The organism is Xanthomonas hortorum (assembly GCF_024339125.1).
Taxonomy (GTDB): domain Bacteria; phylum Pseudomonadota; class Gammaproteobacteria; order Xanthomonadales; family Xanthomonadaceae; genus Xanthomonas; species Xanthomonas hortorum.
The window spans coordinates 2,843,694-2,868,246 of record NZ_CP101417.1 but is presented as its reverse complement, the minus strand read 5'-3'; the positions used below and the strand labels follow the sequence as shown (position 1 = coordinate 2,868,246).

15 protein-coding genes are annotated in these 24,553 nt (G+C 66.4%); 11 read left to right on the top strand and 4 right to left on the bottom strand.

The annotated features are described in order from the left end of the window. Positions 1–58: 58 nt before the first annotated feature. From NMB96_RS12300 to NMB96_RS12290, 3 genes are read left to right on the top strand one after another with little or no spacing between them, the layout of a single operon-like run. A complete protein-coding gene (locus NMB96_RS12300; protein ID WP_023903057.1) occupies positions 59–637 on the top strand; it encodes a (2Fe-2S)-binding protein in 579 nt (192 codons plus the stop codon). Continuing rightward, positions 610–1,698: an FAD binding domain-containing protein gene (locus NMB96_RS12295; protein WP_255084951.1), complete on the top strand. Its 1,089-nt coding sequence runs from the start codon at positions 610–612 to the stop codon at positions 1,696–1,698. The genes NMB96_RS12300 and NMB96_RS12295 overlap by 28 nt, the downstream gene beginning before the upstream one ends. After that, the gene (locus NMB96_RS12290) at positions 1,695–3,992 is read left to right on the top strand and encodes a xanthine dehydrogenase family protein molybdopterin-binding subunit (protein ID WP_255084950.1); all 2,298 of its coding nucleotides are present in this window, start codon (positions 1,695–1,697) and stop codon (positions 3,990–3,992) included. Before NMB96_RS12295 ends, NMB96_RS12290 begins: the two co-directional genes overlap by 4 nt. 263 nt (positions 3,993–4,255) lie before the next feature. On the opposite strand, the gene NMB96_RS12285 is transcribed toward NMB96_RS12290, so the two are convergent. Together NMB96_RS12285 and NMB96_RS12280 are read right to left on the bottom strand one after the other, a co-directional pair. Next, positions 4,256–4,999: a FadR/GntR family transcriptional regulator gene (locus NMB96_RS12285; protein WP_023903054.1), complete on the bottom strand. Its 744-nt coding sequence runs from the start codon at positions 4,997–4,999 to the stop codon at positions 4,256–4,258. An 84-nt stretch (positions 5,000–5,083) separates the two neighbouring features. Beyond that, entirely contained in the window at positions 5,084–8,002 is a 2,919-nt protein-coding gene (locus tag NMB96_RS12280; protein ID WP_255084949.1) for a TonB-dependent receptor, read from the bottom strand. 226 nt (positions 8,003–8,228) lie between these two features. Here NMB96_RS12280 and NMB96_RS12275 point away from each other — a divergent pair, with 226 nt between their 5' ends. The 7 genes from NMB96_RS12275 to NMB96_RS12245 all read left to right on the top strand — a co-directional run bounded on the left by NMB96_RS12275 (position 8,229) and on the right by NMB96_RS12245 (position 18,688). Further along, complete coding sequence (locus NMB96_RS12275; RefSeq protein ID WP_255084948.1) at positions 8,229–10,421, top strand: polysaccharide lyase 6 family protein; 2,193 nt, start codon at positions 8,229–8,231, stop codon at positions 10,419–10,421. Continuing rightward, positions 10,418–12,661 carry an oligoalginate lyase gene (locus tag NMB96_RS12270; protein WP_255084947.1) on the top strand — a complete coding sequence of 748 codons (2,244 nt, stop codon included), beginning with the start codon at positions 10,418–10,420 and terminating at the stop codon, positions 12,659–12,661. Before NMB96_RS12275 ends, NMB96_RS12270 begins: the two co-directional genes overlap by 4 nt. Continuing rightward, positions 12,658–13,965, top strand: coding sequence for an MFS transporter (locus tag NMB96_RS12265; protein ID WP_255084946.1), 1,308 nt, complete (start codon positions 12,658–12,660; stop codon positions 13,963–13,965). Before NMB96_RS12270 ends, NMB96_RS12265 begins: the two co-directional genes overlap by 4 nt. 50 nt (positions 13,966–14,015) lie before the next feature. After that, positions 14,016–14,768, top strand: coding sequence for an SDR family NAD(P)-dependent oxidoreductase (locus NMB96_RS12260; RefSeq protein WP_055819023.1), 753 nt, complete (start codon positions 14,016–14,018; stop codon positions 14,766–14,768). A gap of 20 nt (positions 14,769–14,788) precedes the next feature. Beyond that, positions 14,789–15,967, top strand: a complete 1,179-nt coding sequence (locus NMB96_RS12255) for an SGNH/GDSL hydrolase family protein (RefSeq protein ID WP_023903048.1) — start codon at positions 14,789–14,791, stop codon at positions 15,965–15,967. 113 nt (positions 15,968–16,080) lie between these two features. Further along, on the top strand, positions 16,081–16,293 hold the full coding sequence (locus NMB96_RS12250) for a hypothetical protein (RefSeq protein ID WP_255084945.1): 213 nt from the start codon (positions 16,081–16,083) through the stop codon (positions 16,291–16,293). Positions 16,294–16,402: 109 nt separating this feature from the next. Beyond that, positions 16,403–18,688: a glycoside hydrolase family 3 N-terminal domain-containing protein gene (locus NMB96_RS12245; protein ID WP_255084944.1), complete on the top strand. Its 2,286-nt coding sequence runs from the start codon at positions 16,403–16,405 to the stop codon at positions 18,686–18,688. A 520-nt stretch (positions 18,689–19,208) separates the two neighbouring features. On the opposite strand, the gene NMB96_RS12240 is transcribed toward NMB96_RS12245, so the two are convergent. Continuing rightward, positions 19,209–21,752 (bottom strand): excinuclease ABC subunit UvrA, encoded by a 2,544-nt coding sequence (locus NMB96_RS12240; RefSeq protein ID WP_043889702.1) that lies wholly within the window; start codon positions 21,750–21,752, stop codon positions 19,209–19,211. A 643-nt stretch (positions 21,753–22,395) separates the two neighbouring features. On the opposite strand from NMB96_RS12240, the gene NMB96_RS12235 reads away from it, so the two are divergent. Next, positions 22,396–23,319, top strand: coding sequence for an IS110 family RNA-guided transposase (locus NMB96_RS12235; RefSeq protein WP_183086592.1), 924 nt, complete (start codon positions 22,396–22,398; stop codon positions 23,317–23,319). A 503-nt stretch (positions 23,320–23,822) separates the two neighbouring features. Here NMB96_RS12235 and NMB96_RS12230 read toward each other — a convergent pair. Further along, positions 23,823–24,461 (bottom strand): HD domain-containing protein, encoded by a 639-nt coding sequence (locus tag NMB96_RS12230; protein WP_023903012.1) that lies wholly within the window; start codon positions 24,459–24,461, stop codon positions 23,823–23,825. Positions 24,462–24,553: the final 92 nt, after the last annotated feature.

Genomic DNA, 24,553 nt, shown 5'->3' with positions numbered 1-24,553 from the left:
TTGACCAGGCAGGCATCAAGGTAAGCGTCCTCCTCTCAGCCATCGCCACGGGGTCCGCATGAATGCCACGCCCGCCACTGCCACTCATCTGGCGCCGGCCAACGCTACCACTGCTGCGCCGACCTACCCGGTCAACCTGCGCATCAACGGTCAGCCCTACCAATTACAGCTCGAAGCCTGGGTGAGCCTGCTCGACCTGTTACGCGACCGGCTCGATCTCACCGGCACCAAAAAAGGCTGCGACCACGGCCAGTGCGGCGCGTGCACCGTGCTGGTGGATGGTCGCCGCATCAATAGCTGCCTCACGCTTGCGGTCATGCAGGACGGGGCCGACATCACCACGGTCGAAGGCCTGGCCGATGGCGAACAACTGCATCCGTTGCAGCGCGCATTCATCGAAAACGATGCCTTCCAGTGCGGCTATTGCACGCCTGGGCAATTGTGTTCGGCTGTCGGCCTGATCAACGAAGGCAAGGCGCACGACCGCGATCAGGTGCGCGAATTGATGAGCGGCAATCTCTGCCGCTGCGGTGCCTATCCGCAGATCACCGATGCGGTGATGGAAGTGCTAGGCAAACCCAGCGACAGCAGCGAGAGCGCCACCACACCGTGGACGCCAGGGACGGTGCCGGCATGATTCCGCTTACCTATACGCGCCCGGACAACGTCGATGCGGCGCTCACTGCACTTGCAGTGCGCGGCAGCGACCCACAGCCGGTGCCTGCCGAAGCCCCCGTGCGTCTGATCGCCGGCGGCACCAATCTCACCGACCTGATGAAGTTGCAAGTGATGCGGCCCAGCCGCCTGGTCGATATCAACCGGCTGCCGCTGGACAGCATCAGCACGCAGCCCGATGGCGGACTGCGCTTGGGCGCGCTTGCGCGCAATGCCGACACCGCTTATCACCCGGAGGTGGAAACACGCTACCCCCTACTGAGCGCTGCGATTCTGGCCGGTGCTTCGCCGCAGATCCGCAATATGGCCAGCAATGGCGGCAACCTGTTGCAGCGCACGCGCTGCGTGTACTTCTACGATCATGCCACGCCGTGCAACAAGCGCGAGCCAGGCACGGGATGCTCGGCCATCGGCGGGCTGACCAAATATCACGCCATCCTGGGCGCCAGTGCGCACTGCATCGCCACGCATCCCTCGGATATGTGCACAGCCTTGGCGGCGCTGGATGCGGTCGTGCATGTGCAAGGCCCCAATGGCGAACGCGATATTCCCTTTGCGCAGTTCCATCGTTTGCCGGGCGATCACCCGGAGCTGGACAGCACCCTGGCGCCGGACGAGCTGATCGTGCACATCGATCTGCCCGATGCGCAGCGCTTCGCCGCGCATAGTGCTTATCTGAAAATTCGCGAGCGCCTGTCGTATGCCTTCGCGCTGGTCTCGGTGGCCGCAGCGCTGGAATTGGCAGAAGACGGCAGCATCCGCGAGGTGCGCGTTGCACTGGGCGGCGTGGCGCACAAGCCCTGGCGCAATCCCGAGGCCGAAGCACAGCTGGTGGGCAAGCCGGCCACGGCAGAGAGTTTCGGCAGCCTGGCCGATGCGTTGCTACAAGGCGCGCAATCGCAAGGCGAAAACGCCTTCAAACTGCCGCTGGCCCGCCGCGCGATCGTGCGTGCATTGGACGTCGCCCGCGAGGGCACCATCGACAACCGCGGGCGAACCAGCGCGCTGGAGGAATCGCCATGAACGCACGCAGCACCGATCTATCCAACAGCGACCTGACCCCACCGGTTGCCGACAGCGGCACCGGCTATCGCCCCACCGGCACCGGCGTCACCCGCATCGACGGGCGTGCCAAGGTCACCGGCCAGGCGCGCTATGCCGCCGAATGGCCGGTGCCGGATCTGGCCTATGGCGTGGTGGTCAACAGCAGCATCGCCAAGGGCGAGATCGTCGCCTTCCATCTCGCCGCCGCGCGTGCAGTGCCCGGCGTGCTGGAAATCGTCACCCATGAAAACCGCCCGCACATGCGCGGCATGGACCTGTTCTACAAGGACATGACCGCACCTGCCGGTTCGCCGTTCCGCCCCTTGTACGACAACAAGATCCTGTACAGCGGCCAGCCGATCGCGTTGGTAGTTGCCGACACCTTCGAAGCGGCGCGCCACGCGGCGCATCTGGTGGAAGTGGAGCTGCTGCAGGACCCGCACGAAACCAACCTGATGACCAATCTGGACCGTGCGCACAAACCCAAGGCCATGAAGGCCGGTTTCTCGCCGCCGCCCAAGGACAAGGGCGAGCCGGAGACCGCGTTCGTCAATGCCGCTGTCCAGGTCCAGGCCGACTATTACAGCGGCGTGGAGCACCACAATCCGATGGAGTTGTTCGCCTCCACCGTGATCCGCGAGGACGATGGCCACTTCACCATTTACGACAAGACCCAGGGCTCGCAGAACAGCCGTTGGTATGTCTCGCATGTGTTCGGTTTGAGCAAGCGCAAGGTCACTGTGCGCAACCCGTATGTGGGCGGTGCCTTCGGCTCCGGGCTGCGCCCGCAGTATCAATTGCCGCTTGCGGTGATGGCCTCGATCCTGCTGGACCGCTCGGTGCGCGTGGTGCTGACGCGGCAACAGATGTTCACCTTCGGCCATCGCCCGGAGACATTGCAGCGGCTCAAGCTCGGTGCAGACCGCGACGGTACCTTGCGTGCGATCTGGCACGAAGCCATTGCCGAAACCTCACGCATCGAGGATTACGTCGAGGTGGTGGTCAACTGGAGCGGGCAGCTGTACGCCTGTGACAACGTGCATCTGGGCTACAACCTGGTGAGCCTGGACCAATTCAGCCCGATGGACATGCGTGCACCCGGCGCCGCACATGGTGTGCATGCACTGGAAGTGGCGATGGACGAGTTGTCCTATGAACTCGGCATGGATCCGCTGGCGCTGCGCCTGAAGAATTACGCCGAGGTCAATCCGGCCGACGAAAAGCCTTTTTCCAGCAAGGCACTGCGCGCGTGCTACCAGCAAGGTGCCGATCGCTTCGGTTGGGCGCAGCGCCCGTTGCAACCGCGCGCGCGCAAGGAAGGCAATGAATGGGTCGGCTGGGGCATGGCCACCGGCCAATGGGATGCGATGCAGATGTTTGCGCGCGCGCACGCCGTGCTGCATGCCGATGGGCGGCTGGTGGTCAGCAGTGCGGCCAGCGATATCGGCACCGGCACCTACACGGTGATGGCGATGATCGCCGCCGAAGCGCTGGGCTTGCCGCTGGAACAGGTCACCTTTCAACTCGGCGATTCCACACTACCGGTCGCACCGATCGAAGGCGGCTCGTCGCATGTGACCACGGTGGGTTCGGCGGTGGATGGCGCATGCGGGAAACTGCGCGCGCGGCTGCTGCGGCTGGCGCAGGCGTTACCGAATTCGCGCTTTACCAAGGCCAAGCTGGACGAGGTGGTTTTCGCCGATGGCACGCTGGCATTGCGCGCCGATGCCGGTACCACCATCGCCTTGACCGCGCTGTTGCGTGCCGCTCAGCTGGAACAGATCGAAGACAAGTTCCTGCTGCTGCCCAATGTACTCAAGCAACGCAACTACACCCGCGCCACCCAGGGCGCGGTGTTCGTGGAAGTGCGCGTTGATGAAGAGCTGGGCACGGTGCGGGTGACCCGCGTGGTCAGTGCGATTGCGGCCGGGCGCATCCTCAACCCGATCACTGCGCGCAGCCAGATCGTCGGCGGCGTGGTCTGGGGCATCGGCCAGGCGCTGCATGAGCACACCCAGTCCGATCACCGTTTCGGCCGTTTCATGAATCACGATTTTGCGATGTATCACGTCTCTGCCAATGCCGACATCCACGACATCGATGTGATCTTCGCCGACGAGGACGACCGCATCGTCAGCAGCCTGGGCGCAAAAGGCGTGGGCGAAATCGGCCTGGTCGGCGTGTCGGCGGCGATCTGCAATGCGATCTTCCATGCCACCGGCAAGCGCATCCGCAGCACGCCGATGACGCCGGACAAGGTGATGGCGGACTGAGGCCTGCACCGCAGGTGCCCGTGCGCCCCTCAGGTGGAGCCATCTGCCTGAGGGCGGACGCGCCTGCAGCGTGTTATCGCTGCAGCGTCCGCGGCGACCGCTGGCGCAACAATCAGATCAGCCGCGTGTCCGTGGTGCCGAACCAGCGCAGACGGCGCGTCTAGCTGACTGGAAGATGTGTCTTCGGAGGATCGAGCGGCAGCGGCACGAAACCTGTGCCGCTAGCGGCCGACGCAGCGCGTCCAACAAACCATCACATGCACTCAGGTGCGCGTGGCCGCCATGAAGTGCGCACGGTCCTGCTGGGTGCGTCGGCGGATTTCCGCCAGTGCATCGCTTTCGGTCGCTTCCAGCATGGATTCGAACAGGCGCTGGAAGTGGTTGCGCATGGCCGTGCGCGCCGCCACCGGGTCGCGTTGCTGCAGGGCCTGCAAGATGGCGGTGTGCTCGTCCACGCGGGTGGCGCCGTCGTCGTGGCAGACCCGCGCGTACACCTCACGCACGCGCGGCAATTCGTTGCGCATGCGCCAGATCAACTGCACGCAATGCGCCACCACCGGGTTGCCGCTGATCCGCGCGATCGCCAGGTGGAATGCGCGGTCGTATTCGGCAGCGGCCGCATCGCTGAGCCCCGGCGCCGACAGCGCCTGGATCATGCCGCGCAATTCGTCCAGTTCCGCATCGGTGATGTGGCTGGCCGCCAATGCGGCCGCCTCCGCCTCGATCACCGCGCGCGCGGCGGTCAGCTCGAACGCGCTGACATCCGGCAACGCGCCCTCGTCCGAGGCCAGGCGTGGCTTGACGTACACGCCCGAGCCGATCTTGATCACGATGCGGCCCTGCGCCTCCAGTGCGATCTCGGCCTCGCGCACGGTCACCCGGCTGACGCCGAAGCGCTCGGCCAACTCGCGCTCGCCCGGCAGGCGCGAGCCGACCGGGAACTCGCCCGTGTCGATCAACGCGCGGATCTTGGCGGCAACGGAGTGGTACAGGCGGTTTTCGGACATCGGCGACTCAAACCCTCAAGGTGATCGGCCCGGCACGCGGGTGCCGGACAGGTGGCGCAGCAAAAGCCGCGCCGGTAAGCGACGCTAGAACCGGTAGCGCACCCCCAAATAATAGCGTCGCCCGTAAGTGTTGTACTCACGGAAGCTGCCGGGCACCGGCATGTCGGAGATGCGCGGCTCGTTGGTCAGGTTGGATGCCTCCAGCGACACCGACAGCTGCGCATTGAAGCGGTAGCTGGCACGCAGGTCCAGGGTGCCGCTGTCGCGCACGTAGCGGTTCTGCGCCGGGGCGCCGACGAACTTCTGGAAATACTCGGAGCGGTACTTGTAGATGGCCTGCAGGTCGACCGCGCCGATGGCGTAATACAGCTGGCTGGAGAACACGTGCCGCGACAGGCCGAAGATATTGGCCGGCGCGACGATGCCGCTGCTCACCAGGCCGGTTTCCGGATCGACCTGGTCGCCCAGGCGCAGATCCTGGGTCTTGTAGTTGGAATCGGCGTAGTTGTAGCTCAGCTTGACGCCCAGGCCGTCGAACGGCGCCGGCAGGTAGGAGAAGCGGTGGGTGCCGGTCAGCTCCAGCCCGGTGAGATCGCTCTTTTGCCGGGTGGTGACGTCCTGTACCACCGGCACCACCACCGACGTGCCGTCGATGACGAAGCGCTCGTCCACCACCGTGGGCACTGCGCCACCGGTGAACTGCTTGTAGTACACCGCGGCGCTGAGCAGGGAGTCGGCATTGGGATACCACTCCAGCGACACGTCCGCATTGGACGACAACAGCGGCCGCGTGCGCGGGTTGCCGGTGGCGGTGATGCTGCCGATCGCCTCGCCGACGCTATTGAATTCTGTCCCCGGTTCCAGGATGAAGGTGCGCCCGGCAGACAGCGCCACCAGATCCGGGCGCGCCATGGCCCGGTACAGCCCGAAGCGCAGCTGGGTCTGTTCGGTGAGGCCGATGTTGGCATTGAAGCTGGGCAGGAACACGCGGTTGGACGCACGCACCGTCTGCGCGGCGAAGCGCCCGGTTTCCACCAGCTGGATGGTGCCGTCAGGGTTGTCGACCACGTCCAGCTCGCCGCGCAATCCCACCGAGCTCACATCCGTGCGCACCCAGCGCACGCCCAGGTTGCCATCCAGCGGCAGCCCGAACAGCGTGCTGGCGAACTCGCCCATCACATACAGCGCGCGGGTCTTTTCTTCCACATCGGCGTCGGCGGTGCCGCGCGAGTCGGCATTGCGACCGGTGTCGTCCACGCCGGTGATGGCGCTAAACAGACAGCGGCTGTCGAAGGTGGCCCACTGCTGGATGGTGTTGCCGCTGGCGCCGGAGAGGAAATCCTCCTGCGGAAACGGTTGCCGGCAGGCCAGGTTGGCGGCGCGGATCGTGGCCGCATCGGTGACGTTGCGCTCGACGCGGTCGTCCAGGTCGCGGTAGGTCGCCTCGGACAGGCGCACGCCGCCCTTGATGGAGGTGAGCAGCCCGCTTTCCGGGGTGAAGGCGCCATCGAAACGCCAGGCCCGGATGGTGTGCGCGCGGCGCAACTCGTCGCGGCGCGCGCGCGCGGCCGCGCTGAAATTGTCCGGGTTGTTCAGGTCGAACGCAGGATCGACGACGATCCCCGGCACATCGCCGGCATAGGTATAGGTGTAGTCCACGCGTTGCCCGTTGATCCCGGGCACGCGGTTGCCGTTGATGTCGGTGGCGTTGGAGCGCAGCCGCATCAGGCGGTCGATCTCGCTGCGCTCGGTGCGCGAATACGACAGGTCGGTGGACAGCATCCAGGCCGCGTTCGGGCGCCATTCCACGCGTAGCCCGCCACCGCGATACTGCTCGTCGCGCACCTTGTAGTCGGTGGAGGACTCCACCGTGCTACTGCCGGTGTGGCCGAGCAAGGCGCCGTTGTCGCCCACCTGGCGGTTGTTGAGGTTGCGCAAGGTCTCGGAGAAATTGAGCTCGGCGCGGTCTTCGGTGACGGTGCGCTGCGAGTCCTGGTAATCCAGTGCCACATCCAGGCCGTCGAACGGCCGCCATTGCAGCGCGGCAAAGGCCGCGTCGCGTTGATCGTGTTCGCTGATCTGGCGGTATACGCGGCTGCCGGGCGCCAGATAATACGGCGTGCCCGCCCGCACCTGCGCCGGGGTTACGGCGGTGCAGTTGCGGCTGGCGCCCACCACTTCATTGGCGTTGCAGGCCGTCCAGGTGGAGCTGCTGCTCATCACTTCTTCCGGGTTGGTGCCCTCCAGCCGCTGCAGGCCGAGCGAGACCCCGAGTTTGCCGGCTCCGCGCAGGTCGAACTGGTCCAGGTAGCTGACGGTGCCGCGCCAACCCACGCCATCGGCGTCGCGCAACTTGCTGTCGCCATCGGCATAGGTCGCCCGCCCGTCCAGCTGCACACGGCGCTTGCCGAATTCCAGCGGCCGCACGGTCTGCATGTTGACCGTGCCGGCGATGCCGCCTTCGACGAAGTCGGCGCGCTGGGTCTTGTAGATCGCCACGGTGTTGATGAGTTCGGAGGGGAACTGGTTGAAGTTCACCGAGCGGTCGCCGCTGCCGTTGCTGGCCTCGCGCCCGTTGAAGGTGGCCGAGCCCAGGAACGGCCCCAGGCCACGGATGGAAATCTCCGAGGCGCCGCCTTTTTCGCGGTGCGTGGCCGCACCGGTGATGGTCTCGATCGCCTCGCCGATCGACAGCGCCGGCAGGTCGCCGATGTCCTCGGCCGACAGCACGTCGGCCACCACCGTCTGCTCGCGCTTGCCGTCGATGGACGACTGGATCGAGCTGCGGATGCCGGTGACCTTGACCTGGTCCAGCGTGGTGGGTGCTTGCTGCGGCGGCGCCTGGGCAGCATCGGTTTGCTGGGCAGCCGCTTGTGCACTTGCCAATACAAGGGCGCCCAGCAGCGCCTGAGCCAAGACGTTACGGCTAATTGGTCTAGATGATTGGACTATTTTTAAATACCACACAATTCCTCCTCCCAAAGGATGCCCGAAATCGGGCATTGCGGAGACTCCACGCGGATAAACGCCAAGTCAATCATTTCCTCGATTTGCCGAGCGGGCCACCTGATTAGGCCAATTTTGCGAAATAATTTGTGCGCACGCAGCATGACATCCGACGTTACACGCGCTTCAATAGCAAGCAACTGGACTACGATTTTGGTTTACGATCCAGCCTGCACTGTTACCCTCGGCCATCACCGACGCGCCAGCGTCCAGGAGCATCCCGATGCGATCCCCCGTCTCCCTTGCCTGCCTGTTGCTGCTATGTGCGCCTGCCTGGATCGGCTCGGCCCAGGCCACCGCGTACCTGGTGCACGACCAGAGCGAGTACGCCGTGGCGGCGGCCGCGCTGCGTGCCGGCGATCGCATCGTGCTGGCCGATGGGCAGTGGCGGGATTTCGCCATCGTGCTGCGCGGGCAAGGCACCGCCGAGCAGCCGATCACCCTCACCGCGCAAACGCCCGGCAAGGTGATCATCAGCGGCACCTCCGACCTGCGCATGGCCGGCACCTACCTGGTGGTGTCCAACCTGGTGTTCCGCGACGGCCACAGCCCGGGCGATGCGGTGCTGTCGTACCGCATCTCCAGCAAGGAACGCGCGCGCCACAGCCGCATCACCGGGGTGGTGGTGGACGGCTTCAGCAAGCCCACTCGCAGCGACTCGGACAACTGGGTGGCGCTGTACGACAGCGACAACCGCTTCGACCACAACCAGCTGGTCGGCAAGACCAATGCCGGCCCCACCCTGGTGGTGGTGCGCGACGCCACCCAGGGCCTGGACAACCGCCATCGCATCGACCACAACTGGTTCGGGCCACGCCCCAACCTGGGCGCCAATGGCGGCGAGACGCTACGCATCGGCACCAGCAGCGATGCCGACAGCGCCTCCAACTCGGTGGTGGACAACAACTGGTTCGAAGGCTGCGACGGCGAGGTGGAGGTGGTCTCCAACAAGTCCGGCGGCAACACCTACCGTGGCAATGTGTTCAAGCAGTCGCGCGGCGCGCTGGTGCTGCGGCATGGCGATGGCAACCTGGTCGAGCGCAACGTCTTCTTCGGCGACGGCAAGGCCGACACCGGCGGCATCCGCGTGATCAACCGCAAGCAGACCGTGCGCCACAACTATCTGGAAAACCTGGCCGGCGATGGCTATTCGTCAGCACTGAGCATCATGTACGGGGTGCCCAACTCGCCCGCCAACCGCTACGTGCAGGTGGACCAGGCGCGCATCGAGCGCAACACCTTCGTGACCGTCAACCAGCTGTTCTTCGGTGCCGGCATGGATGCCGAGCGCACCGCCGCACCGATCAACAGCCGCTTTGCCGGCAACCTGATCGTCGCCGCCAACGACCCGGTGCGCGTGCTGGGCGATCTCTCCGGCATTGCGTTTGCCAGCAACCTGCAAAGCCCGCTGGCCTCCACCCGCCTGCCCGGCGGCGTCAACAGCCGCCAGGTGACGATGACCCGCGCCAGCACCGGCTTGCTGGTGGCCGACAACGCCACTGGCGTCGGTGCCGACCCGGCGCTGAGCTACATCGCGCGCGCACAGGTGGGCGTGAGCTGGTACCCCAAGCAGGCGCCGCAAGCGGTGACCGACAGCGGCCGCCGCACGCGCGTGCGACCGGGCCCGGCCAGCCTGAGCGACGCCGTAGCGCAGGCCGGCCCCGGCGATCGCCTGCAACTGGATGCAGGGCGCTACCAGGTCGATGACATTCTCGACGTGGACCGCCCATTAACCTTGGAAGGCCCGCCACACGGCCGCGCGCGGATCCGCTTTTCGCAACCGGCGCTGTTCCAGATCGCACCCGGCGGCTCGCTCAGCCTGGCCCGGCTCGAGATCGACGGTCGCGCCGCGCCCGCGCGGCCGGGCAACGCGGTCATCCGCACCAAGCCCGGCACCGCCGTGGCGCAGTACCAGCTCACGCTGCGCGACACCCACCTGCATCATCTGGACGCGCACCCCGGCTTCGATGTCATCGCACTCGGCAAGGGCAGCCTGGCCGACCACATCCTGCTGGACCGGCTGCTGGTCGAGGACGTCTCCGGCCGGGTGCTGTCCGCGCACGCCGAGACCGACGACCGTGGCACCTACAACGTCGAACAGGTGACCGTGCGGCAGTCGCAGTTCCACCGCGTCGCCGGGCCGGTGCTGGACCTGTATCGCGGTGGCCGCGACGAAAGCACCTTCGGCCCGGTGCTGCAGGTGAGCGACTCGCACTTCGTGCAGGTCGGCCACCCTGCGGGTGCGTCGTTGCGCCTGCACGGCGTACAGCGCATTGCGCTGCGCAATAACCGGTTCCTCGACAGTGCCGCGATCCTGGCGCAGCACACCACCGGCACGCCCAACCTCATCGCCAGCGGCAACCAGTTCGTCGGCACTCCGGCGTTGCGCGCCGACGCAGCGGAGCCCCTGCTATGACCCGTTCCACCCGCCTGTTGCTGCTGGTCCTGGTCGGCGCCGGCAGCGCCCTGCCCTGCATCGCCGCCCCGTCACCTGCGGCCGAGCAAGCGGCGCAGCCGCAACAGCGCGCGACCGATGCCGCACCGGTGCTGGTGACCGCACAGCAATGGCGCGACATGGCCAGCGATGGCGCCAGGCTGCCGTTGTTCGCCCGCGAACAGGCGCGCGCCGAAGCCAGCGTGCGCGCGGCGATGAAGGCAGGCGTGGACGTGCCGGTGCCCAGGGATCCCGGCGGCGGCGCCAGCCACGAGCAGCACAAACGTAACTACCAGACCATCCAGGCGGCCGGCGCGCTGTACCGGCTCACCGGCGATCGCGCCTACGCCGACTACGCGCGCGACGTGCTGCTGGCTTACGCACGCCTGTATCCCACGCTGGGCACACACCCCGCCGGGCGCGGCCAGGTGCCGGGGCGGCTGTTCTGGCAATCCTTGAACGACTCGGTGTGGCTGGTCTACGCAAGCCAGGGCTACGACGCCATCCGCGACACGCTCAGCGCGCAGGACCGCGCCACCATCGACCGCGATGTGTTCGCGCGCATGGCGCACTTCCTGTGCGACGAAAGCGCCGACAACTTCGACAAGATCCACAACCACGCCACCTGGGCGGTGGCCGCAGTCGGCATGACCGGCTATGTGCTGCGCGATCAGGCGTTGGTGGACAAGGCGCTGCGCGGCAGCAAGCGCGATGGCAAGGCCGGCTTCCTGGCGCAGGTGGACCAGCTGTTCTCGCCGGACGGCTACTACGCCGAAGGCCCGTATTACCAACGCTATGCCCTGGCGCCGTTCGTGCTGTTCGCCAACGCGATCGCACGCAACCAGCCGCAGCAGCGCATCTTCCAGCGCCGCGACGGCGTGCTGCTCAAGGCCGTAAATAGCCTGGTGCAGAGCAGCTACGGCGGCTATTTCTTCCCGATCAACGACGCCATCCTCGACAAGGGCCTGGATACCGAAGAACTGGTGGCCGGCATCGGCATCGCCTACGCGCAGACCCACGATGCGCAGCTGCTGTCCATCGCACAACGCCAGCGCCGCGTGCTGCTCACGCCCGAAGGCCTGGCCGTGGCCAGCGCGCTCGCGCAGGGCCGCGCCCAACCGTTCGCCTTCGGCAGCGTGTTGCTGCGCGATGGCGCACAGGGCGACCAGGGCGCACTGGCGATCCTGCGCGGCGGCGGCGAAGACGGCCAGACGCTGGTGATGAAGAACACCTCGCAAGGCATGGGCCACGGCCATTTCGACAAGTTGAACTGGCTGTTCTACGACAACGGCCAGCGCGTGGTCACCGACTATGGCGCGGCGCGCTTCTTGAACGTGGAAGCCAAGGCCGGCGGCATCTATCTGCCGGAGAACACCAGCTGGGCCAAGCAGACCGTTGCGCACAACACGCTGGTGGTGAACGAGACCAGCCACTTCAACGGCGACTGGAAGGTGGGCGAGCAACATGCGCCGACGCAGCTGCTGTTCGCCAGCACTGCCGACACCCAGATCGTGTCGGCGCGCATGCAGCAGGCCTACGACGGGGTCAGCTTCACCCGCACCCAGGCGCTGCTGTCGCACCCGGAGCTGCGCCTGCCGGTGGTGGTCGACCTGCTGCGCGTCACCGCCAGCGCTCCGGCACGTTACGACCTGCCGCTGCACTTCAACGGGCAGATCATGCAGGTCGGCTTCACCGCAGAGCGCGCACTGACGCAACGTGTGGTGCTGGGCAAGGCCAACGGCTACCAGCATCTGTGGGTGGACGCCTCCAGCGACGCGAGCACCGACACGCGCAGCCTGAGCTGGCTGCTCGCCGGTCGTTTTTACAGCTACCGCTTCGGCAGCAGCGCGCCTGCGCGTGCGTTGCTGGTGGAAAGCGGCGCCAACGACCCGAACTTCAATCTGCGCCGCGAGCCAGCGCTGATCCAGCGCGTCGATGGGCAGGCCAATGTCAGCTTCTTCGGCGTGCTGGAACCGCATGGCGAATACAACGGCACTGCCGAATACGTGCATGGGGCCAACAGCCGCATCCGCGCCATCGAGCGCGTGCGCGGCGACGATGCCGAGGTGATCGTGCTCACCCTGGTCGGCGGCCAGCGCATCGCGCTGGCGGTGGCCGACGACGCCGATGCACAACGCAGCCACCAAGTACAGGCCGCCGGTCAGCGCTACAGCTGGCGCGGCGGCTACGCGCGCTTCGATCGCGCCGCAGGTGCGCAATGAGCACCGCCGCCACTTCCACCCGCACCGGCCCCGCGGGCAAGCGCTCGGCGGTGCGCTGGCTGATCGTGGCGCTGATCGCGGTGGCCACGGTGATCAACTACATCGACCGCAACGCGCTGGCGGTAATGTGGCCGGCGATCTCGCGCGACATCGGCGCCACCAAGGAAGACTACGCGCTGCTGGTCACCATCTTCATGCTGTTCTATGCCGCCGGGCAGTTCGTGTTCGGGCGGCTGTTCGACATCATCGGCACCCGGCTCGGCTTTGCCCTGTCCATCGCGGTGTGGTCACTCTCCATCGCGCTGCATGCGGTCACGCACTCCATCATGGCGTTCTCGGTAGTGCGCGCACTGCTGGGCATCAGCGAAGCCGGCGCCTGGCCGGGCGCGGTCAAGGCCAATGCGGAATGGTTTCCCGCGCGCGAGCGTGCGTTGGCGCAGGGCATCTTCAATGCCGGCGCCTCCATCGGCGCGATCGTCTCGGCGCCGCTGATCGCGCTGCTGTTCCTGTCGTTCGGCTGGAAGGGCACGTTCGTGCTGATCGGCGTGCTCGGCATGCTGTGGTTGCTGCCGTGGCTGGTGATCTACCGCGCCGGGCCGGACCGGCATCCCTGGGTCAACGCGGCCGAGCGTGCCTTGATCCTGGATGCGCCCGAGGCCGGCAGCGCGCCGCCGCCGGCCTACCTGCCCACGCTGCGCCAGCTGATGTCGCACCGGCAAAGCTGGGGGATCGTGCTGGCGCGGTTCTTCCTGGACCCGATCTGGTGGCTGTTCGTGTCGTGGCTGCCGATCTACCTGGCCGAGACCTTCCACTTCGACATCAAGCAGATCGGCGCGTTCGCCTGGGTGCCGTTCGTCGGCGCAATGCTGGGCAGCCTGTGCGGCGGCTGGCTGTCCGGGCGGCTGATCGCGGCCGGCTGGAGCGTGGACCGCGCGCGCAAATGGACCATCACCCTGGGCGGGGCCATCATGGCGCCGGCGCTGCTCGGCGCCGTGCAGGCGGCCGACCCGCGCATGGCGGTGCTGACGATTGCCGCGGTGCTGTTCGGCTTCCAGATCGCCATCGGCAATATCCAGACCCTGCCGGGCGATCTGTTCGCCGGTAAATCGGTCGGCTCGCTGGCCGGCATCGGCGGCATGGCCGCGGTGGCCGGCACCTTGATCACCACCTGGCTGGTCCCGGTGATGACCGCCACCTCGTATGCCCCGATGTTCATCCTGGTCGCCGCGCTGGTGCCGGCCTCGCTGGCCGCGCTGTGGCTGGTCACCGGCCGCATCCACCGACTCGACGCACCGGGCACCTGACCGTGCCCGCTGCCTTCTCCGTTTTCCCCACACCAACAGGACACACCCGCATGCACTTCCACGACAAGGTCGCCATCGTCACCGGCGGTGGCCGCGATATCGGCCGCGCCATCTCGCTCAAGCTGGCTGCGGCCGGCGCCAAGGTCTGCATCAACTACGCCAACGACGACGCCAGCGCGCGCGACACGCTGGCGCAGCTGCAGGCCGCCGGCGGCCAGGGCATCCTGCACCGCGCCGACGTCACCGATGCCACCGCCGTGGCCGGCCTGCTGACCGCCACCCGCACCGCATTCGGCCAGCACATCGATGTGCTGATCAACGTGGCCGGCGGCATGCTGGCGCGCAAGCCACTGGCCGACATCGACGAGGCCTTCTTCCATCAGGTGATGGACCTCAACCTCAAATCGGTCTACCTGACCACCCAGGCAGTGGCGCCGCATATGCGCGAGGGCGGCGCGATCGTCAATTTCGCCTCGCTTGCCGGGCGCGATGGCGGCGGACCGGGCGCAGCCATCTACGCCACCGCCAAGGCGGCGGTGATGACGTTCTCGCGCGCGATGGCCAAGGAACTGGGCCCGCGCGGCATCCGCGTCAACGCACTGTGCTGCGGCATGATCTCCACCCGCTTCCACGACGACTTCACCAAGCCGGAAGTGCGCGCCTTCGTCGCCAATGCCACCCCGCTGCGACGCGAAGGCCGCCCGGACGAAGCCGCCGATGCGGCGTTGTACCTGGCATCGGATGCGGCCAGCTTCATCAATGGCGCCAACCTGGACGTCAACGGCGGCGTGTTCTTTTCCTGATCGACAAAGGAGTCTTGCGCATGGCCTGGCGATGGATGATGACTGCGACACTGGGCGTCTTGCTGGCGGGCCCGGCCACTGCGCACCCGGCACCACGCTGGGTGCCGGCCTGGATCGCCTCGGCGACGCCGGACCGGCTCGACGGCGGCGCCGACACGCCGCTGCAATTTGCCGATGAAACGGTGCGCCAGGACATGCGCCTGGGCAGTGCGGCAGTGGCATTGCGCGTGCGCATCAGCAACGAGCTGGGCACCGCACCACTGACGATCGGTGCGGGCACCGCGCGCCTGCTGGGCGGCGCCGGGGACGCGCAACCGCTGCGCTTCGATGGACGCGCCAGCGTGACCGTGCCGCCCGGTGGCGTGCTGCTCAGCGACCCGGTGCCGCTGCGCGCGCCCGCATTGGGCGAGGTGGCGGTCAGCCTGTATTTCCCCACGCCGGCGCGTCCGGCAGTACGCCGCACTGCACTGCGGGTGGTCAAGGGCCAGGCCGAGGTGCCGGACAGCAAGGCGTTGGCGTATCGCCAGAACGTCATCTCCGCCCTTTACGTCCAACCGCCGCATCTCCGCCAGACCGTGGTGGTGGCGCTGGGCGATTCGATCACCGAAGGCGCCACCGCCACGCGCGGCGCCAATGGCGATTGGCCGGCCCTGTTGGCCAGGCGGCTGGAGCAGCGTTGCCCCGGCAGCGTGGTGGTGCTCAATGCCGGCATCAGCGGCAACAAGCTGCTCGACGATGGCCGCAGCCCCAGCGCGCTGGCGCGGCTGGATCGCGACGTGCTGGCGCTGCCCGGCGTGGACCAGGTGATCCTGTTCGAAGGCATCAACGACATCCGCCACAGCGGTCCGCCGGATGCGATTCCCGGCCGCAATGCCGCCGACATGGTGCTGGGGTATCGCCAGATCGTGACCCGGCTGCAGCAACACGGCATCGCCGTGATCGGCGCCACGCTGACGCCGTTCGGCAACTCCGATCGCTACGAGCCGGTGGCGGCGGCCACACGCCAGACGCTCAACGGTTTCATCCGCGATGGGCAGGCATTCGATGCGGTGATCGACTTCGACGCCGCGCTGCGCGACCCTGCCAGGCCGGAGTGGCTGCCCGCCGCACTGACCCGCGATTTCCTGCATCCCAACGATGCCGGGTATCAACGCATGGCCGCGTCGGTGGACCTGTCGTTGTTCTGCAAGGCCCGCTGAGCCGCCGGTCGCCACGCAGCGGCGCGCATGCGCCAGGCTGGCTGCCACGGTAATGCGGAGAGGTACCGCGCAAAGCGTGGCGCACCAGCTGGCGAGCCGTCAACGAAGGCTCTATGCCGCCGTGGCAGTTCGAGCGCCGCGCGGTGCGCGGTGCGCGGTGCGCCGCAATGATGTTGCGATCAACCGGCATCACCACCTTCGCGCCGTTGCATTGCTGCGGCACCGGCACCGGCACCGGCCACATCGTGAGCGTGGTCGGCATCGGCGGGCTTGGCCATCCGGGCATCACGTTCGCACGCGCAACGAGGTGCATGACCGGTTCGTGATCGATCTGCAGGCCTCTGCGTTGTCACCGCGCGGAAAGCGAAAGCAGTGTGGTTACCTGCGTCGCCCATCCTGTAGCGTGCACACACACTGCCACCCAAGAATCCTCACATGTCTCCACGCACGACGCGGCGCCAGCTGCTGGGTGGCGCCGCCGCGCTAGGCCTGCTCGCGCGCATTCCCACCGGCTGGGCGCTGCCGCCCGGGGCGGTGCGCACGCCTGCTTTCATCGACGCACTGATCGCGCGCATGAGCGTGGAAGAAAAAGCCGGCCAGCTCAGCCTGTTCAGCTCGGCGCAGCAGGATGGCAAGGCGATCGTCGCCAACCCGCTTGCACGCTCTGCCGATGGGGACGATCAGCTGGCTGCGGCCCGGGCCGGGCGGCTGACCGGGGTCTTCAATGGCTCCAACGTCCGCTGGCACCAGCAACTGCAGAAGGCAGCGCTGCAAAGCCGGCTGCGCATTCCGTTGCTGTTCGCCGCCGATGTGATCCATGGCTATACCACCGTCTTCCCGGTGCCGTTGGCCGAAGCGGCCAGCTTCGAGCCAGGCCTGGCACGGCGCACGGCGCGCGCAGCGGCCATGGAGGCCAGTGCGGTGGGTCTGGACTGGACCTTCGCGCCGATGGTGGACATCGCCCGCGATGCACGCTGGGGCCGTGGCGTCGAGGGCGCTGGCGAAGACGTGCTACTGGCGCGGCTGTTCGCACAGGCGCGGGTGCGCGGCTTCCAGGGCGATGCGGGATTGGCGAATCCTGATGCGATGGCAGCCTGTCCCAAGCATTTCGCCGCCTATGGCGCGGCTGAAGGCGGCCTGGATTACAACCGTGTGGATGTCTCCGAGCGGACGCTGCACGAGGTCTATTTCCCGCCGTTTCAGGCCGCTTTCGCTGCCGGCGCGGTCACGACCATGGCCGCATTCAACGAACTGTCGGGCATTCCGGCAACGGCCAACGCGTGGTTGCTGGATGGCGTGCTGCGGCAGGAGTGGGACTACGCGGGCCTGGTCGTGTCCGACTTCAGCGCCGACCAGGAACTGGTTGCGCACGGCGTTGCAGCCGACGACCGCGAGGCGGCCAGGCTGGCCTTCATGGCCGGGGTGGACATCAGCATGGAAAGCGGCCTGTATCTGCGCTACCTGCCTGCCCTGGTTGCCGCAGGCGAGGTGCCGATGGCACGGCTGGATGCCTCGGTGCGCCGCGTGCTGACGTTCAAGGCGGCGCTGGGGCTGTTCGACGATCCGTTCCGGCGCATCCGGCCCAGGCTCGCGCAGTCGCGTCAGCGCCGCGCCGAGACCCTGGCACTGGCGCGCGAAGCCGCATGTAAATCGGTGGTGTTGCTGAAGAACGAGGGCGAGCTGTTGCCATTGCGACGCAGCGGCCAGCGCATTGCGCTGATCGGGCCAATGGCGCGCGATTGGCTCAATCACGCCGGGCCGTGGAGCCTGTTCGATGAAGAGGACAACCGCAACACGCTGGCCGCTGCACTGTCGGGCGCGCTGGACGACCCCACTGCACTGCGCGTGGAGGACGGTTGCGGCTTCGATCAAGCGCTGCCGGGCGGCGTGCAGGCAGCCGTGGCAGCCGCTGGCAATGCCGATGTGGCGCTGCTGGCAATCGGTGAGCCGCTGAGCTATTCGGGCGAGGCGCAGTCGCGCACCGAGATCAGCATTCCCGAGTTACAACAGCAATTGCTGGCGGCCGTGATCGCCACCGGCACGCCGGTCGTGGTGCTGCTGAGCACCGGCCGTGCACTCGCGCTGGAAGGGCCGGTGCTCGCATGCGCGTCGATCCTGGTCAGCTGGTTCCTGGGTTCGGAGGCGAGCGCTGCAGTGGCCGACGTCCTGTTTGGCACGCGTGCGCCATCGGGCCGCTTGCCGGTGAGTTTTCCGCACGCGGCAGGCCAGGTGCCCTACTTCTACGCACACACCTCCAGCGGCCGCCCCAATCCGCAGCCGGATGTGCTGGAGCCGTATAAAACGCACTACCGAACGGTGCCCAACACCGCACTATTCCCCTTCGGCCACGGGTTGACCTATGGCCGCATCGAATACGGCGAGCTGCGCTTGAGCGATACGCGGATGACGGCGACCGGCAGCCTGCGCATCAGCGCGCGCATCTACAACCGCGGCACGCGCGATGCGGAAGAAGTGGCGCAGCTCTACATCCGCGACCGCAGCGCCAGCATCAGCCGCCCGGTGCGCGAGCTGAAGGATTTTCGCAAGCTTGCAGTGCCGGCAGGCGGCAGAGTGGCGGTGGAGTTCGTGCTGCGCCGTGAGGATCTGTTGTTTATCGGCCAGGCATTGCAGCCAACCGTGGAGCCTGGCGTGTTCGATGTGTGGGTGGCGCCTTCTGCTGAAGCGGCGGGCGTGTCTGCACGTTTTGAATTGATGGGCTGATTGAATTGATGGGCTGAGCGCTAGCCGCAACCGGAGTGGCTCAGCTCAGGGATGGATGTACGGCGTGTCTCGCTCGTGGTGAGGGTATCGCGCCTTCGGCCAGCTTGCTTGGGAACAGCCACATTGCGTTGAGGCTCACGCTCTCGGTGGTCTTGAGAGGTCATCGAACGGTGCGGATGCGTCGGTTTGGAGCGGATGATCTGCGGCTTGGCTGCGGGGCCCTTGCCCGCCCACCGTCGCGGGACACGCCGCAAGTACGTCCGTGTAGGCTCTTACGCGGCATCCATGCCGCGTAAGGTCCCGCGACGGTGGGCGGGCAAGGACCAGTCGGGATGGTCGGTGTGCAGGGTTGCCAGCAGTGCGTGTTGCGCGGCCGTGCGATGCGGTGCGGTCTGATCAGTTCCTTCGATCCGAGCTATTTCACGGCCCATTCCAGAGATCACTCCAGTGGTCGACGAAGGCGCGTATGGCCGACACGTTGCCGCCATCGCTGTAGCGTTCGAGGGCTTGTTAGATCCTTTTATTCTCCGCGCACTACTTGCGCCAGGAACGGCGCGGTCCGACTTTCACGATGCCGTGCAACCACATCAGGTGTACCAGCCACCACAACATTGCCGCCCGCACCACCGGCGCCAGGCCCCATGTCCAGCACCCAGTCGCTGCTGGCGGCCACGCGCATATCGTGTTCGACCACGATCACCGTATTGCCCACCGCCACCAGGCCTTGCAGCTGGCGCATCAAGGTGTCCACATCGGCCGGATGCAGGCCGGTGGTCGGCTCGTCCAGCACATAGACGGTGTCGCGCCGCTGTGCGCGTTGCAGTTCGGTGGCCAGCTTGATGCGCTGCGCCTCGCCACCGGAGAGTTCGGTGGCCGGCTGGCCAAGCCGCAGATAGCCCAGCCCTACTTCGCGCAACACCTGCAACGGACGCAGCACGCTGGCGTCTTCGGCAAAGAATGTGGCGGCTTGGTCCACCGTCATTTCCAACACCTGCGCGATGCTGTGGCCACGCAGTTCGATCTCCAGGGTCTTGGAGTTGTAGCGCGCGCCATGGCAGGTGGGGCACGGTGCGTAGACGCTGGGCATGAACAGCAATTCCACGTGCACCGAGCCTTCGCCTTCGCAGGTGGCGCAGCGGCCCTTGGCGACATTGAACGAAAACTGCCCCGGGCCGTAACGGCGGCGACGCGCGGCCGGCGTGGCGGCGAATAGCTTGCGTACCGGATCGAACAGGCCGGTGTAAGTGGCCAGATTCGAACGCGGTGTGCGGCCGATCGGTTTCTGGTCGACACGCACCAAGCGACGCACCTGATCGAGCCCACCGACGATCGCGCCACCCAGCGGCACCTGCGTGCCACGCTCCAGCGGATCGAGCGCCTCGTCTTCCTCTGCCTGCGTTTGCCCAAGATGGGCGGCCAGCAATTCCACCAGCGCCTGGCTCACCAACGACGACTTGCCCGAGCCGGACACACCGGTGACGGTGGTGAACACGCCCAGCGGCAAGTCGACATCCAACTCCCGCACATTGTTGCGGGTGACGCCGCGCAGCTGCAGCCACCCGGTGGCGTCGCGTGCATGGCTGTGCACCTGCGGCGGCGTGCCGAACAGATAGCGCCGCGTGGATGAGGCGTCCACCTGTTCCAATCCCGCAGGCGGGCCGCTGTAAAGCACCTGCCCACCATGCACGCCAGCAGCCGGGCCCACATCCACGATCCAGTCCGCATGGCGGATCACGTCCACCTCGTGTTCCACCACGAACACCGAATTGCCGGCAGCCTTGAGCTGATCCAACGCACCCAGCAACGCCTGCGCATCGGCTGGATGCAAGCCGGCCGAGGGTTCGTCCATCACATACACCACGCCGAACAATTGCGAGCGGATCTGCGTAGCCAGACGCAGGCGTTGCAGCTCGCCCGGCGACAACGTGGGTGTGCTGCGCTCCAGGCTGAGATAGCCCAGGCCCAATGCCTGCACCACGGCGATCCGCGCGCGTAGATCGGCAGCGATGCGTTGCGCGGCAATCGCTTGCTCGGGATGCGTGTCGGCCTGCGTACGTGTGTTACTGCGCTTGCGCTTGCCAGCATCGCCCTCGGCAGCCGGGAGCAACAACTGCGCCACTTCATCCAATGGCCTGCGCGACAGCTCGCCGATATCCAGCCCGGCAAAGGTCACCGACAACGCCTCGCGTCGCAGCCGCTTGCCATCGCACTGCGGGCACTGCGTGCTGATCAGATACTGCGCCACGCGCTTTTTCATCTGCGCGCTCTGGGTGGTGGCAAAGGTGTGCAGCACATAGCGCCGCGCACTGGTGAAGGTGCCCATGTAGCTGGGTTCTTCCTTGCGGCGCAGCGCGCGCTTGACCTCGTCCAGGCTGTAGCCGGCATACACCGGCACCACCGGTTGTTCGTCGGTGTAGAGAATCCAGTCGCGGGTTTTCTTCGGCAGCGTGCGCCACGGCACGTCGACGTCGTGGCCGAGCGTGGTGAGGATGTCGCGCTGGTTCTGCCCGTGCCAGGCACCGGGCCAGGCGGCCACTGCGCGATCGCGGATGCTCAGTGTGCGATCCAGTACCATGGTCGCTTCGGTGGCGTCGTAGATGCGCCCCAGGCCATGACAGGTGGGGCATGCACCGGCGGGAGTATTGGGCGAAAATCCGTCCGCATAGATAATCTCCTGCCCCGGCGGATAGTTGCCCGCACGCGAATACAGCATGCGCAAGGAATTGGAGATGGTGGTGACGCTGCCCACCGACGAGCGCGCACTCGGTGCGCCGCGCGCCTGCTGCAAGGCCACTGCCGGCGGCAGGCCTTCGATGGAATCCACTTCCGGCACGCCGACCTGGTCGATCAGGCGCCGCGCATACGGCGAAATGGAATCCAGATAGCGGCGTTGCGCCTCGGCAAAAATGGTGCCGAACGCCAGCGACGACTTGCCCGAGCCGGACACTCCGGTGAACACCACCAGTGCATCGCGCGGGATGTCCACATCCACGTTCTTGAGGTTGTGCTCGCGCGCACCGCGCACACGCACCAGGCCAGAGGACGACGAGATTGCGTTGGACATGACCACCAGACCGACGTTCGACAACGCACTAGCCTAGCGCGGCGCGCATGCAGCCGATGTCGTCGTCGCATCGTTTAGGTGTAGTCGAGTGCTTTAGGTCAACAGTCAACAGCCTGGTCGGTCGAGTGCGCGGTGCCCTCGCCGCTCGCGGGACACGCCGCAAGTACGTCCATGTAGGCTCGGTGGCGGCATCCATGCCGCCACACGGTCCCGCAATCGGCGAGGACACCGCACCAGAGAGTTGGTCGGTAGCTGAGTAAAAGCTGGTGGTCTCGCGAATCGCGGCTTGCTGGTGCGGGTAGCAGAACTACAGGTGAGCTATCGAGTCAGAAGCACGCTATGCATTGCTTTTAACCATACACACCCACCATCTCGACTGGTCCTTGCCCGCCCACCGTCGCGGGACCTTACGCGGCATGGATGCCGCGTAAGAGCCTTATCTGTTCGGAATCTGGCAGTTTAGGTGTCGAGAGCCGGCGTGGGCCACCGTGAGAGCCTGGATCTCAGCGATCGCCGTGTAGCTTGGTACCCACGCCGGATTCTCCCTTGATTCGCCCGAACAGTTGCCCGAGGTGACACTCGAAACGATAAGACTGGGCAGGCGAGGGAGCTCTCGACATTTCTAGCCTAGCGGAGATTTCCCATGAGCGGAATCGGGATCGATGTGTGCAAACACTCTCTTGACGTTGCGGTTTTTCGAGGCCAGACCCGTCAGTTCACCAACACCGCAGGCGGTCATCGGAAGCTTGTCGATTGGCTGAATACGCTGTCGGTGCGGCAGGTGGTGCTGGAGGCGACCGGGGGCTACGAGCTGGCAGCGCTGGATGCCTTGCATCACGCCGCATTGCCGGTGGCGCGCGTCAATGCGCAACGGGCACGCAACTTGGCCAACGGTTTGGGACTGGCCAAGACCGACCGGCTGGACGCCGCCATGTTGGCCTGCATGGCCGAGAAGATGGAGCTCCATCAGTATGTTCCACTGGAACCATGGCAGCGCGATCTGGGCGAGCATGTGCGTGCCCGTCGGCAACTGGTGGATCTGTTGAAAACAGCAAGGCAGCAGCTGCTGCAGGTTGCGGAAAAAGCGCTGCGCAAGCTGCTGCAGGGCAACGTGAACCAGCTTGTGCGCAGTGTGGCGCGGTTAGACAAACTGATCGCCGGGCAGCTGAAGACGCTACTCACCGAGCAACCGCACCTGGCTGCGTTGAAGACGCTCAAAGGGGTCGGTCCGGTGCTGCTGGCCGTGCTGGCGTGCCGGTTACCAGAGCTTGGGACGCTCAGCGGAAAGCAGATATCCCGATTGGTTGGCGTTGCCCCGCTCTCGCGCGACAGCGGCGCGATGCGAGGTAAACGGGGGATTGGCGGAGGCCGAGCCGACATCCGACAGGCGCTGTATATGGCGGCCATGTCCTCAGCTCGGCACGAGCCACGTCTGCGCGATTTTTACAGAGCGCTGCGGGCACGCGGCAAGGAGGGCAAGGTCGCCCTTGTGGCGGTGATGCGCAAGATGCTGGTCATCCTCAATGCGCGCGTGCGCGATGAAAGAGCCGCCATGCAGCCCGCCTGAGCGCATTTGACGGCCATGCGCAAACGCAAAAAAGCGTGCCGGCCAGCGGCCGGCACCTACCGATGAACGCGCCTGAAGGAAACCGCTCAAAGGTCGCGGGTTGAGGTCCTGATCAACACAGTTGCTACACGGACGTACTTGCGGCGTGTCCCGCGATGGTGGGCGGGCAAGGGCCCTGCAGCAAATCCGCAGATCAGGCGCGAACCAACGTGCCGATGACGCTACACGGACGTACTTGCGGCGTGTCCCGCGACGGTGGGCGGGCAAGGGCCCTGCAGCAAACCCGCAGATCAGCCGCGAACCAACGTGCCGATGACGCTACAAGGACGTACTTGCGGCGTGTCCCGCGATGGTGGGCCGGCAAGGACCCTGCAGCAAACCCGCAATCAGCCGCAAACCAACGTACCGATGACGCTACAAGGGCGTACTTGCGGCGTGCCCCGCGATGGTGGGACGGCAAGGGCCCTGCAGCAAACCCGCAGATCAGCCGCTCTACAACGCGATCACCCCAACGCATGCGCCGGCACCGGCTGCTCGCCGGTATCGGCCAATGCCTGCATGCGCGCCACCACGCCACTGAACAGCCGTGCGGTAGCCGCATCGCGCGTGCGGAAGATGGCTTCCAGCTCACCGTAGTACCACAGCGTGCCCTCACGCCCGGCAGTGAACACGTTGAAGATGTCCTGGCCCACGGCGGGGTTTTCCAGGTCCTGCACGATGGTGCGCGCGTTATAGAGCTTGTCGCAGCCCGATACCAATAGCGCGCGCTCCGGGGTCTTGCGCAGATGCTCCAGGTAGGCCAACTTGCGCTCGCGCCAATCGCGTTTGCGTGCGCGCTCGGTGTTGTCCACCTCGGCCTTGTCTTCGGCAGTGGCGTCGGTACACGCCATCACGATGTCGGCCACGGTATCGCCGAACTGCGCGCGGATCGAGGCCTCATGGCCGCCGCCGCAGTCTTCCACCACGTCGTGCAACAGCCCGGCAATGGCCTGCTCCTCATCGCCGCCGCATTCCAGCACCAGCGTGGACACGCCCAGCAAATGGCTCAGATACGGAATTTGCGTGCCCTTGCGCAGCTGCCCGGCATGGGCGATGCGCGCGTAATCCACAGCCAGGGCGTAACGTTCGGTGAGAGCGGTCATGGGGCGTCCGATGCGAGCGATGGCGCATTATCGCCGAGCGTGCCCAGACGCAGGGTGAGGACGCCGCGATGATGTGTGCAGGCTCAATGACA